Here is a 12,527-nt window from a genome sequence, read left to right as displayed (position 1 = left end):
TGAGATGACAACGAGACTGTTACCTCGAAGTGCTGGCCCTAAAGGGCCGCGGATCGCAGCCATCGAGCGTGATGGTGATGGTTTCGTTGTCCCCGCCGAACTTCTCGGAGAGGCGTTCGGCTTACCGGTTTCACAGGTTCAAGACGCCATGCGCGCTGGGAGCATCACGTCACGGTTCGAGATCGGAACGGGCGCCGACAGTGGGCGCTGGCGATTGACGTTCTACTACGGCGGCCGTGCCTACCGGCTCATCGTCGACGAGAACGGTCTGGTGATCTCCCGATCCGCCTGAGACCTCCTGCGTCATATGACGTGGGTCCCCCACGAAAGATGAATTGCGTGCGAGGCCTCCCTCCACGCACTTCATTGCCTGGCCGATACCAAGCATTACTTGCAAGCCGGGCAGGATTCACATGAGAGGGGGTGGATGCCGCTCTCACCCTCCGCCGGCATCGCAATTGCCAGGCTGCGATGTCGAAGCACAGTCCCAGGGGAGACGGCATCCATGAACGAAGCGGTCATCATCGGCGTCGATCTGGCGAGGAACGTTTACCAGCTGCATGGCGCCGCGGCGAACGGGTCGATCGTGTTCCGCAAGAAGCTGTCGCGCATGCGGTTCGCACGGTTCATGGCGGAGCATCGGCCCTGCATGGCCGCGATGGAGGCGTGTGCCGGCGCGCACAACTGGGCGCGGGACATGGCGCGGCACGGTCATCAAGTCCGGCTTATCGCGCCGCACTACGTGAAGCCGTTCATCAAGCGGCAGAAGAATGATGCGGCGGACGCCGAGGCGATCGTCGAGGCCGCACAGCGTCCGACCATGCGCTTCGTCACGCCGAAATCGGCGGATCAGCACGCGCGGGCGATCGCATTCCGCACCCGCGAGCAGCTCGTGAAACAACGAACTGAGGCCGTGAATACGCTTAGATCGCATCTCTACGAGTTCGGACTCGTCGCCCCCGAAGGGATCGGCTACGTGTCGCGTCTTGCCGAAGTCATCGAAAATCCCGACGCTGGCATTCCTGATCTGGGTCGATCCATCTGCCGTATGCTCCTTGAGCAGATCGCGCACTTGACGAGCCAGATCAACGCGTTGAAACCGAAGATTGCCGAGATGTCGAAGTCGGCCGAGGCGCCGCGCCGCCTGCAGACGATGCCGAGTGTCGGGCCGATCACCGCGGCACGCATCGGCCTCATTCATCACAGCGATCGCGGCGTCCAATACACTGCCGAGGCCTACCGAGAGGTCCTTGCCGCGTCGGCATAACCCCATCCACTTTTTCGGGGCAGGATCAGCAGCTGCCCCGCGGAAAATCGACATCCTGCGCGAAGCGCTATATCCAAAAACGACGAGGGCTTGGGAGGGTGCCGTGGGGCGGCAGGTCGAGCGCGTGGCGGTGATCGGCACCGGTCTGATCGGGGCGAGCTGGGCCAGCGCGTTTCTCGCCGCAGGGCTCGATGTCACCGCAAGCGATCCGGGCGATGGGGCGGCCGAGCGGTTGCGCGCGAGCGTCGCGGCGCACTGGCCCTCGCTGGAAGCCATCGGCCTTCGCCCCGCTGCCGATCCGGGCCGGCTGACATTTGCCTCGAACGCCGCGGAGGCCGTCGAGCACGCCGACTTCGTGCAGGAGAGCGGGCCGGAAGATCGCGCCATCAAGCGGGACCTCTTCGCCGTCCTCGACGCGGCGGCTCCGCCCCATGCCGTCATCGCCTCCAGCTCGTCGACCATCATGGTCAGCGAATTCCAGGATGCATGCGCACACCATCCGGAGCGGATCGTCCTCGCGCACCCGTTCAACCCGCCCCACCTCATCCCCTTGGTGGAGGTCGCAGGCGGGGTGAGGACCTCGGCGGCCGCGATCGACACGGCGATGGCGTTCTTTCGGACCATCGGCAAGCATCCGATCCACCTCAAGAAGGAGGTTCGGGGCCACGTGGCGAACCGCTTGCAGGCGGCGCTGTGGCGTGAAGCGTTCCATCTGGCGGAGCAGGGGGTCGCGAGCGTTGCCGACATCGACGCGGCCATCGCCCACGGGCCGGGACTGCGTTGGGCGCTTCTCGGCCCGTTCATGAACCTCGATCTGTCGGGTGGCAGCGCGGGGATTCGCGGGCTTCTCAACAGCCCGCTCGGCGCCGCGACGCGCGCCATGTGGGACGATCTCGGCGCGCCGTCCGACGATCCGGGCCTGACGGAGGCGATCGCGGCGGGCGTCGCGGACGCGCGGGGCGGGCGCGAGCGGGCCGAGATCGTCGCCGCGCGCGACGCGGTGTTGATCGAGCTTTTGCGCCGCAAGGCGGACGCTGCGGTGCTGCCGTGAGCCGCGGCGCGGGTCGGGGGCCCGGCGTATGAGTGGGCTTCCCGCCTCCCTAAAGCTGGAAATCGACGGCGATGTCGCCATCCTCACCCTCGCGCGCCCGCAAAAGCGCAACGCGCTCGACCTGTCGACGGTGCGAGCGCTCGGCGGGTTCTTCGCGGACCCGCCCGAAGGCGTGAAGGCCGGGGTCCTGTGCGCCGAAGGCCCGCACTTTTGTGCCGGGCTCGACCTTTCCGAGTTGATCGAGCCGATGACGCCCATGGAGCAGGTCGCCCATTCGCGCACCTGGCACGCGGCGTTCCACTCGATCGAATATGGCGCCATTCCTGTCGTCAGCGTGCTGCAAGGGGCCGCCATTGGCGGTGGGGTCGAGCTTGCCGCCGCCACCCATGTGCGCGTTGCCGAGGCGAGCGCCTATTATGGTCTGCCGGAGGGGCAGCGCGGGCTCTTCGTCGGCGGCGGTGGATCGGTGCGGATCAGCCGGCTCATCGGCGCGCACCGGGTGATGGATCTGATGCTCACCGGCCGCACGCTGGGGGCCGAGGAGGGGCAGGCGGTCGGCCTCACCCACTATCTCGTCGGCGAGGGGGAAGGCCGCGCGCGCGGTCTGGACCTTGCCCGCCGCATCGCGCGCAACGCGCCGGAGAGCAACTTCGCGATCATTCAGGCCTTGCCACGCATCGCCGCCAGCGCCGCCGATGCCGGGCTCTTCACCGAGTCGCTCACGGCCGCCTTCGCCGCCGCCGCGCCGGACACGCAAGCGCGCCTGCGCGACTTCCTCAAGGAGGGCAAGGGCAAGGTCACGCGCGAGGGAGGGGACAGTTGAAGACGGAAGACCTGATCGCCATCGACGTCCACACCCACGCGGAGCGCTCGTGCCGCCAGCCGGTCGACGCATTCTGGGAACCGTACGAGGAGGCGGCCAACCGTTACTTCAAGTCGGAGGGCCGGCCGACGATCGCGGACACGATCGCGCGCTACCGCGAGAAGAAGATCGGCCTCGTGATGTTCTGCGTCGATTCGGAGGCCGAGATTGGCAACCGCCGTATCTCCAACGACGAGGTGGCGCAGGCGGCGGCGGACAATGCCGACATCATGATCGCCTTCGCCTCGATCGATCCGCACAAGGGCATGATGGGCGTGCGCGAGGCGCGCGATCTCATCGAGGGCGGGATCATCAAGGGCTTCAAATTCCATCCGACGCTGCAAGGGTTCTTCCCGAACGACAGGATGGCCTACCGGCTCTACGAGGTGATCGCCGAGCACAAGCTGCCGGCGCTGTTCCACAGCGGTCATTCGGGGATCGGCACCGGGATGCCGGGCGGCGGCGGGTTGCGGCTCAAATATTCGAACCCCATGCATCTCGATGATGTCGCCGCCGACTTTCCGGACATGACGGTGATCATCGCGCATCCGTCGTGGCCGTGGCAGGACGAGGCGTTGTCGGTGTGCCTCCACAAGCCGAACGTCTACATCGACCTGTCGGGGTGGCGGCCCAAATATTTCCCGCCGCAGCTCGTCCAGTTCGCCAACACGCAGCTGAAGCGCAAAATGCTGTTCGGGTCGGACTTTCCGCTGATCGACCCCGAGGTGTGGATCGCCGACTTCAAGGAGGCCGGCTTTCGTGAGGAGGTGCACGACCTCATCCTGAAGGAGAACGCGATCCGCGCGCTGGGGCTCGGCAGCTGACGACTGCTTCGCAAACGGCCGGGGTGCGTCCGGGGCCGGAACGTCTGGAGCACGGCGGCGATCGCTATAGCACCTCGTAGATGTGCATGCGCACGGCAGTGGCCTCACGCGCGCCGGTGCCGATGCAGATCATCCGGTTGAGGTGCCGATAGGCCGGCGCGCCCGTTTCGAACCGCGGATGGGTGCGCATGTAGTAGAGCGCCGGGTCGACATCCTCGCCCGCGGCGAGGCGGGCCAGCACCTCCGGCGGGCCGTGGCGATATCCGAAATTGCGGATCTCGATCAGCGCCCCGTCCTCGGTTTCGATGGCGTATCGCGTGTCGATCTCGGCGAGGCCGTCGGCGAAGACGGTCTGCCAGTCGGCGCCGTGGTCGATGATGCGGCCGCGGAAGCGACCGCTCACCGTGCCGCCGACGATGGGGATGATGCGGCGCCGGCCGGCCCGGCCGTCGGAAAGCTCCATCGGCGGCCCGAGCTCGACCCTCAGGTCGACGAGATGCGCGAGGCGCGGCGGTTCGGGTGTCATCACATGGTCCGTGGCAGGAACAGAATGAGGGCCGGGAAGGCGATGTAGAGAAGGAGGCGCAGGATGTCGGCCACGACGAACGGCAGGATGCCGCGGAAGATCGTCTGCAGCGGCACCTCGCGCGCGATGGAGTTGATGACGAACACGTTCATCCCGACTGGCGGGGTGATGAGGCCCAACTCGACCGTGACGACGATGATGATGCCGAACCAGATCGGGTCGAACCCCAGCGACTGGATGACGGGGAAGACGATGGGCACCATCAGGATGATCATCGCCATCGCGTCGAGGACGCAGCCGGCGACGAGGAACAAGCCGAGGATCGCCGCAAGCGTGCCGTAGGCGCCAAGATCGAGGTCGGTGAGATAGGCCGTGATCTTTTGCGGCGTGCGCGTGATCGCGAGGAAATAGCCGAACAGGATGGCGCCGATCAGGATCGTGTAGATCGCCACCGACGTGCGCAGCGCCTCGGTGAGGCTCTCCATGATGGTGCGCCGGTCGAGCCGGCCGCGGGCGATCCCGATCACCATCGTCAGCAGCGCGCCGACGGCAGACGCTTCGGTCGGTGTGACGACGCCGAAATAGATGGCGCCGATGACGGCGATGAACAGGAGAAGCACCGCCCAGATCCCCGAGAGGGACGCGATGCCTTCGGAGAGTTCGAAGGGCGTGCCCTCCGGCAGGCTGCGCCGGTAGGCGATGCGCACCGCTCCCATATAGAAAAGGATCGCCACGATGCCGGGGATGATCCCGGCGATGAAGAGCTGCCCGACGTCCTGTTCGGTGATGTAGGCGTAGACCGCGAGCACCACCGACGGCGGGATGAGGATGCCGAGCGTGCCACCGGCGGCGATCACGCCGGTGGAGACCGTTTCGGGATAGCCGAAGCGGCGCATTTCCGGCAGCGCGATCTTCGTCATCGTCGCGGCCGTCGCCACGGATGAGCCGCAGATCGCAGCGAACCCGGCGCAGGCGGCGATGGTGGAGAGCGCGAGGCCACCGCGGAACCCGCCTAGCCAGGCCTGGCCGGCGCGGAACATCTCCCGGCTCATGCCGGAGTTGGTGGCGAAGACGCCCATCAGGATGAAGAACGGAATGAGCGTGAGGTTGAAGTCGGCGATGACCCGGATCGGTGACGTGGTCAGCAGGTTCAGCGCCGGGCCGAACCCGCGGATCGCGGCAAAGCCGAACACGCCGACGAGGCCCATGGCGACGCCGACCGGGACCCGGATCGCCATCATCGCGAACAGCGCGATGAACCCGGCGAGCGCGACGCCATCGCTCCCCATCAGCGGGAAGCCTCGTCGCTCGCGAGGACCGCATCGGGATCGTCGAGCGTTCCGCGCCCCGTGATGATGAGCGCGAGGCGGGCAGCGACGGTGAGGACCGAGGCAGCCGTTCCGGCCCAGATGAGCCCGATCAGCGGCCAGACGACGATGCGGAGGTCGAACGTCGACTCGCCGCTGGCGTAGGCGCTCGTCACCCGCCCGAGCATCTTCCACGCGAGGAGGATGACGAACACGAGAACGATCGTCCACGCGACGGCGTCCATCACGCGCCGGCCGCGGGCGGGAAGCGCCGTCGCCAGGATCTCCACCTTGATGTGCGTGCCGCGATAGCCGAGCGCGGCGAAGCCCCACATCACGGCGGCGCCGATCAGGAGCCGCGACAGGTCGAACGAATCCGGGAGCGGCATCGTGAAGAGATATCGGCCGACCGCCGAGGCGACGATCAGCACCGTGACGAGCGCCAGGAGGAGGCCGGCGACGGCCTCCGTCGCGGCGCAGAAGCGATCAAGCAAGCGTGCCACATTCATCCGGGCGCGCAGCCCGCTCCCAATGATCTTGACCGAGGGTCACGGCCACGCCGCCGCCGTCCCGAGACGCGGCGGCGTGCCCGCTCCGGCCCGCAGTGCCGGGATCAGTTCTCGCCCATCAGCGCGCCCGCCTCACGCAGGCTCGCCACATATGCATCGTACGCGGCCTGCGCATCGATGCCGCGCTTGTTGACGCTCGCCATCCACTCCTCGGTGAGCGGGGCGGCGGACTCGCGCCACGCCGCGAGGTCCTCGGCGGTGGGCTTATAGAGGGTGTGTCCCTCATCGATCATCCGCTGGCGGCCGGCGGCCTCGGCGTCGACCCAGCCGGAGACGACCTTCTCCGTCCATTCCGGCGTGCAGTGGTCATCGATCACCTTGCGCAGATCGTCCGGCAGACCCTCGACCATGTCCTTGTTCATGACGATCGCCTGGCTCGAGACGTAGAGCGGCGTGTCGAGGTGATGCTTCACCTCCTTGTCGATGCCGAAGATGAAGATCGAGCCCCAGGGGAACGTGATCATGTCGGCCGCGCCCTTGGCGATGGCCTCGCGCGCCTCGGGCGCCGGCACCTGCACCGATGCGCCGCCCATCAGCGACACCCACCGCGCCATCGTGGCGTGGGCCGGGCGCACGTTCTTGCCCGCGATGTCGGCCGGCGTCCGCACCGGCTCCTTGGAGTGGAAGGTGCCGGGGTCGTGGCTGTGCGTCATGCAGTAGTAGACGTCGCTCATCTCCTCGGGCGCATAGGTGCGATACCAGGCGTCGAACGCGCGCGAGCCGGACTTGGCGTCCGACATCATGAGCGGCAGCTCGCCGATGGCGTGGAGCGGGAATCGGCCGGGCTGGTAGCCGGGGTTGATCCAGGCGATGTCGGCGATGCCGTCGCGGGCCATGTCGTAGTGGTCGGCGGCCGCGCCGAGCTGCTGCGCCGGGTAGATGTCGATCGCGATGCGCCCGCCGGATGCCTCCTTGATCGACTCGATCCACGGCTCGAAGCCGGTCGGCTGGAGCGGATGGGTCGGCGGCAGCCAGTGGGCGAACGAGAGCGTCACCTCCTGCGCGCAGGCGACGCCCGGAAGCGCGGCGACAAGAGCCGTGGCGATGAGAGATCGCATCTTCATTGCGGTTCCTTCCCCTTCGTCCGGCGCTCTTCGGCGCCGGTTATTGTGTTTGAACGTCGTGCGTTGGCGGGTTGCGGCGCAGATTGCCTTTGTCCTGACGGTCGCGCAACTATCACCCCGCGACAAGGTCGACGAGCGCGAAGGAGAGGGGCGGGACGAGGACAAGGATCGTCACGCGGCAGATCTCCATGCCGACGAAGGGCAGCGCTCCCAGCATGATGTCCCGGCTTTCGATCTGCGGCGCGACCATCTTGATGATGAAGAGGTTGAGGCCGACCGGCGGCGTGATCATGCCGAGCTCGACGACGATCAGCGTCAGCACGCCGAACCAGAGCGCCTGGTGCTGCGCGGTAAGGCCGAAATCGAGTGCCATGAAGGCGGGAAAGATGATCGGCACGGTGAGGAGGATCATGGACAGCGAATCCATGAGGCAACCGAGCACGAGATAGATGAGGAGGATCGCGCCGAGGATCACGATGGGGGCGACGTCCGCCCCGCCGATGAACGCGGCCATCTCGTCCGGAAGGCGCGACAGGGCGAGTGCCACGTTGAAGAGGTCCGCGCCGAAGAGGATCGCGAAGATCATGGCCGTCGTGCCGGCGGTCTCGGCCGCCGCGCTGGCAAAGCCCCGCCACCTGAGCCCCCCGGCCACCACCGCCACCGCCCCGGTCAGAACGGCGCCGACGGCCGCGCCCTCCGTCGGCGTGAAGGCGCCGAGGTAGATGCCGCCCAGCACGACGAGGAAGATGACGACGATGTGCCAGACGCGCCCCAGCGCCGCGAGCCGTGCACGCCAGGGCAGACGATCGGCCCGCGCGGCATCGCCGGAGCGGCGGCTGAGGAGGAAGACCGTCGCCATGAAGCCGGCGACGGCGAGGAGGCCCGGCACCGTCGCGGCGAGGAAGAGGTGGACGATGTTCTGCTCGGTGAGGATCGCGTAGATGATGAGGACCACCGACGGCGGTATCAGGATCCCGAGCGTGCCGCCGGCGGCGAGCGTTCCGGCGGCCAGTCGGTCGGAGTAGCCGAAGCGCTTCATCTGCGGCAAAGCAACCGTCGCCATCGTCGATGCGGTGGCGAGCGACGAGCCGCAGATGGCGCCGAACGCGCCGCACCCGAGAATCGCCGAGTGCGCCAGCCCGCCCCGCTTGTGGCCGACGAAGGCGTTGGCGGCGGTGAAGAGAGCCTCGGTCATCCGCGCCCGCGAGGCGAACGCGCCCATCAACAGGAACAGCGGCACCACCGAGAGTTCGTAGGACACGAACAGCGAGACGATGTTGCCCCGCAGATAGGCGAGCAGCGGATAGGAGCCGATCTGCAGCACGTATCCGGCGGCGCCGACCAGCGCCATCGCGAGGAAGATCGGCATCCTCAGCACCATCAGCACGATGAGCGCCGCGATCATCGAAAGGCCGATCTCGATGGGGCTCATGCGGCCGGTCCGTCCGCCTCGTCCGGCAGATTGGCCCCGAGTGCCAGAACGTCGACGAGCGCGAGGAGCGAGGTCGACGCGACGCCGAGGATCGCAGGCGCGAAGGCGACCGCCATCGGGATGCGCAGGAGCGTCGTGCGGTTGTTGTACTGGAACTGCTCCTGAAGACCCTCGACCAACTGCACCGCGACCACGGCCGCGGCCAGCCCCAGGACGAGCGCCCAGCACGCATCGATCGCCCGCGTCACCCGCGGCGGAAGCCAGCTTGTGAAGATCGTCACTGTGACGTGCGCCCGTCGCGCCTGCGCATAGGGCAGGAACAGGAAGATCGCGATGGCGCTCCCCATCGAGATCAGCTCGAAGTCACCGATGAGCTGCCGTCCGGTCGCGCCACGCAGGACGATGGAGGCGACCATCACGATCGCCGACCCCAAAAGACAGAGCGCGCCCGCGGAGGCGGTGAGCCGCGCGAGCCAAGTCAACCGGCGATGGAGCGCCGCCGCGCTCGCCCGCATCGCGGTCACGCGGCCCTGTCAGCCGGCGCCATGGCTTTCGACAAGGCTGTCGACCTCGTTCACCACGGCAGCGCCGTCGAAGCCCCGGCTGGTGAGTTCCGCGGCATAGGCGTCGAAGATCGGCTGGGCGATCTCGTGCCAGCGATCCATCTCCGCCGCGGGGATGGTGTGGAACGCCGCGCCCGAATCCACCGCCATCTTGCGGCCGAACGCGTCGTTCTCCTGAAAGATCGCGGCGAACTTGTTGCTGAGATCCAGGCCCGCATTGGCGTCGATCACCGCGCGCAGATCGTCGGGCAGGGCCTCATATCGCCGCCGGTTCATCAGGAACAGCATGGGCAGCGTGTAGAAGCCGCGGCCGCCTTCCTCAGGCTCGGAGAAGTTGTCGACGAGCTCGTGGAAGCGGAAGGCGGGCACGATCTCGTAGGGCAGCGCGACCCCGTCTATCGCGCCGGTCGCAAGGTTCTGCGGCGCTTCGGGGACGGGGAAGAACACCCCGTTGGCACCGAGTTCGGTGAGCGTGCGGGTGATGATCTCGGTGCCGCCGCGGATGCGCTTGTTGGCGAGGTCCGCCGCCGAGGTGATGCCGAAGCCCTTGGTCATGAAGATGCCGGGCGTCTGCAGCCACCAGGCGAGCGGCACGACTTCGGAGAACTCGTCGCCGGCTGTGGTGGTCATGAATTCATGGAACGCCGGGGTCGTCTCCACCGTGGTGGTGATCTGGAACGGCAGCGTCCACGTTTCCATCAGGGGATAGCGGCCGGGCTGGTAGTGCGGCAGCGCCCAGCCGAGATCCGCGATCCCATTGCGCACCTGGTCGACCAACTCGGGCGGCCGGCCGCCGAGCTGCATGGACGGAAAGATCTGGACGTCGATCCGGCCGCCGGAATCGGCCGTCACCTTCTCGGCCCATGGCTGGAACATCGTGCGATGCGCGGCCGAGACGGGTGGAAGGAAATGACTGAGCCGCAAGGTGATTTCGGCAGCATGTGCGCGTCGCAGCACCGCGGGCATCGCCACTGTGCCGGACAGGCCGAACACGACGGCACGGCGTGTTGCCTCCACCATCGGATCCTCCCAAAAAATTTCTTGTTCTATGCTCAGGCGTACCAGCCGGCCGGACATTTGAGAAGCCGGGCCGACCAACCCGAGGTGGTGGGCGGGATGCCGGATGGGCCAACGGGGAGGGCGCGCCATGGCGCGATTGAAGCCGGTCAGGACGTGGACGCCGAAGGTCCGCCACGAGACCAGGGCGGACGGGACGATACTCGTCTGGCGCGACGACCCGCTCGGCCCTTATCCCGACACCATCACCGAGCGCCTCGTCCACTGGGCTTGCGTCGCGCCCGACCGTCCCTGGATGGCCGAGCGCGAGGGGGACGGGTGGCGCACCGTCACCTATGGCGAGTGTCTGGCCACGGTGCGGCGGCTGGGGCAGGCGTTCCTCGATCTCGAACTCTCGCCGGAGCGACCGCTCCTCATCCTCTCCGGCAACGATATCGAACACGCGCTGATGGCGCTGGGGGCCCAGTTCGTGGGCGTGCCCTCCGCGGCCGTCTCGCCGGCCTATTCGCTGATCTCCGAAGACTTCATCAAGCTTTCGGACATCAAGGCGCAGCTCACCCCCGGCCTCGTCTTCGCCGCGGAGGGCGAGCCCTTCGGCCGCGCCCTCGATGCCGTCTTCGCCGACACCCCGGTCGCACTCACCCGCGGCCGCCTGCCCGGACGCGATACGCTGAGTTTCGCCGAACTCGCCGCGCACCAACCCACCGACGCCGTGGATGCCGCCTACCGGGCGGTGGGGCCGGACACCGTGGCGAAATTCCTCTTCACGTCGGGGACGACGGGTTCGCCCAAGGCCTCGATCCAGACCCACCGCGTGATCGCGTCGAACCAGGAGATGGTCGCCGATTGCTACGCCTTCATGCGCGAGGAGCCGCCGGTCATCGTCGACTGGGCTCCGTGGCACCACACGGCGGCCGGCAACAAGGACTTCTACCTCGTTCTCTATAATGGCGGCACCTACTACATCGACAACGGCAAGCCGACGCCCGAGCGGATCGGCGAGACGATCCGCAACCTGCGCGACATTTCTCCGACCTGGTATTTCAACGTGCCGGCCGGGTACGAGCTGCTCGTCGACGCGATGGAGACGGACGAGACGCTGCGGCGGACCTTCTTCGCCCGGCTGCACATGATGATGTACGCCGCCGCCGCGATGGCGCAGCACACGTGGGACAGGCTGAATGCGATCGCGGAGGCGACGCTCGGCGAGCAGCTTCTCCTGTGTGCCGGTTACGGTGCGACCGAGACGGGACCGTTCGCCCTGTCCTGGATGGAGCCGGAGGCGCACGCCGGCCATATCGGTATCCCCGCCCAGGGCGTGACGGTGAAGCTCGTCCCCTTTGGCGACAAGCTCGAGGCGCGGCTGAAGGGGCCCAACATTTCGCCCGGCTACTGGCGCAACGATGCGCTGACCGAGGCGGCATTCGATGAGGAGGGCTTCTACAAGGTCGGCGATGCGTTCCGCTTCGCCGTGCCCGGCGATCCCGCGCGGGGGTTCCTGTTCGACGGCCGCATCGCCGAGAACTTCAAGATGGCGACCGGCACCTACGTCAACGTGGGCGCGCTGCGCGGCGCGCTGGTGAATGCCATGGGGGGGCTCGCGCGCGACGCGGTGATCGCCGGAGAAAACCGGTCCGAACTCGCCGCGCTTATCGTCCCGTACCTGCCGGCGATGCGCGACCTCGTTGCGGGTGGTGCGGGCCTGACGAGGGCCGAGCTCGCTGCCCATCCGGCCGTGCGTCAGGCGATCACGCAGCGCCTCGCGGTCTTTGCCGCTGCGGCGTCCGGGTCGGCCTCCCGCGTGACGCGGGTGATGATCCTGGAGGATGAGCTGTCGCTCGATCGCGGCGAGGTCACCGACAAGGGCTCGATCAACCAGCGCGGCGTGCTGCGCCGCCACGCCGACCTCGTCGAGGCGCTCTACACCGACGATCCGCGCGTGATGACCGCCGCGACAGGGCAAAGCCTCGATTGATCTCGTGTATGCTTCGCGTCATCGCGCCGGTGGCGCGGCACAAGAAACGTCGATCGCGGAGGACCGCGAA

13 protein-coding genes are annotated in these 12,527 nt (G+C 67.5%); 6 read left to right on the top strand and 7 right to left on the bottom strand.

The genetic code is table 11. The features are described from left to right. Window positions 1-4: 4 nt before the first annotated feature. From DBV35_RS28310 to DBV35_RS28290, 5 genes are all read left to right on the top strand, one after another. Entirely contained in the window at window positions 5-292 is a 288-nt protein-coding gene (locus DBV35_RS28310; RefSeq protein WP_211100067.1) for a DUF6522 family protein, read from the top strand. Window positions 293-505: 213 nt separating this feature from the next. Further along, window positions 506-1,267: an IS110 family RNA-guided transposase gene (locus DBV35_RS28305; RefSeq protein ID WP_157962041.1), complete on the top strand. Its 762-nt coding sequence runs from the start codon at window positions 506-508 to the stop codon at window positions 1,265-1,267. A 103-nt stretch (window positions 1,268-1,370) separates the two neighbouring features. Beyond that, the gene (locus tag DBV35_RS28300; RefSeq protein ID WP_205648922.1) at window positions 1,371-2,318 is read left to right on the top strand and encodes a 3-hydroxyacyl-CoA dehydrogenase NAD-binding domain-containing protein; all 948 of its coding nucleotides are present in this window, start codon (window positions 1,371-1,373) and stop codon (window positions 2,316-2,318) included. Between the two features lie 28 nt (window positions 2,319-2,346). Next, the gene (locus DBV35_RS28295; RefSeq protein ID WP_108663779.1) at window positions 2,347-3,141 is read left to right on the top strand and encodes a crotonase/enoyl-CoA hydratase family protein; all 795 of its coding nucleotides are present in this window, start codon (window positions 2,347-2,349) and stop codon (window positions 3,139-3,141) included. After that, window positions 3,138-4,004, top strand: a complete 867-nt coding sequence (locus DBV35_RS28290) for an amidohydrolase family protein (protein WP_108663778.1) — start codon at window positions 3,138-3,140, stop codon at window positions 4,002-4,004. Before DBV35_RS28295 ends, DBV35_RS28290 begins: the two co-directional genes overlap by 4 nt. Window positions 4,005-4,068: 64 nt before the next feature. On the opposite strand, the gene DBV35_RS28285 is transcribed toward DBV35_RS28290, so the two are convergent. The 7 genes from DBV35_RS28285 to DBV35_RS28255 form a co-directional block, all read right to left on the bottom strand. Beyond that, entirely contained in the window at window positions 4,069-4,530 is a 462-nt protein-coding gene (locus tag DBV35_RS28285) for a DUF3237 domain-containing protein (protein WP_108663777.1), read from the bottom strand. Next, window positions 4,530-5,819, bottom strand: coding sequence for a TRAP transporter large permease (locus tag DBV35_RS28280; protein ID WP_108663776.1), 1,290 nt, complete (start codon window positions 5,817-5,819; stop codon window positions 4,530-4,532). Before DBV35_RS28280 ends, DBV35_RS28285 begins: the two co-directional genes overlap by 1 nt. Next, window positions 5,819-6,346, bottom strand: coding sequence for a TRAP transporter small permease (locus tag DBV35_RS28275; RefSeq protein ID WP_211100066.1), 528 nt, complete (start codon window positions 6,344-6,346; stop codon window positions 5,819-5,821). The genes DBV35_RS28280 and DBV35_RS28275 overlap by 1 nt, the downstream gene beginning before the upstream one ends. 104 nt (window positions 6,347-6,450) lie before the next feature. After that, window positions 6,451-7,470, bottom strand: coding sequence for a TRAP transporter substrate-binding protein (locus DBV35_RS28270; RefSeq protein ID WP_108663775.1), 1,020 nt, complete (start codon window positions 7,468-7,470; stop codon window positions 6,451-6,453). A 112-nt stretch (window positions 7,471-7,582) separates the two neighbouring features. Then, complete coding sequence (locus DBV35_RS28265; RefSeq protein WP_108663774.1) at window positions 7,583-8,902, bottom strand: TRAP transporter large permease; 1,320 nt, start codon at window positions 8,900-8,902, stop codon at window positions 7,583-7,585. Then, window positions 8,899-9,417 carry a TRAP transporter small permease gene (locus DBV35_RS28260; protein WP_245944141.1) on the bottom strand — a complete coding sequence of 173 codons (519 nt, stop codon included), beginning with the start codon at window positions 9,415-9,417 and terminating at the stop codon, window positions 8,899-8,901. The genes DBV35_RS28265 and DBV35_RS28260 overlap by 4 nt, the downstream gene beginning before the upstream one ends. A gap of 18 nt (window positions 9,418-9,435) precedes the next feature. After that, entirely contained in the window at window positions 9,436-10,542 is a 1,107-nt protein-coding gene (locus DBV35_RS28255; protein ID WP_157962040.1) for a TRAP transporter substrate-binding protein, read from the bottom strand. Window positions 10,543-10,612: 70 nt separating this feature from the next. Between DBV35_RS28255 and DBV35_RS28250 the strand changes: the two genes are divergently transcribed. Further along, complete coding sequence (locus DBV35_RS28250; RefSeq protein WP_108663771.1) at window positions 10,613-12,457, top strand: feruloyl-CoA synthase; 1,845 nt, start codon at window positions 10,613-10,615, stop codon at window positions 12,455-12,457. Window positions 12,458-12,527: the final 70 nt, after the last annotated feature.

The sequence above is a fragment of the Acuticoccus kandeliae genome, from assembly GCF_003073115.1.
The sequence above is the reverse complement of the archived record's forward strand: the minus strand, read 5'-3'. Positions and strand labels throughout refer to the sequence as shown.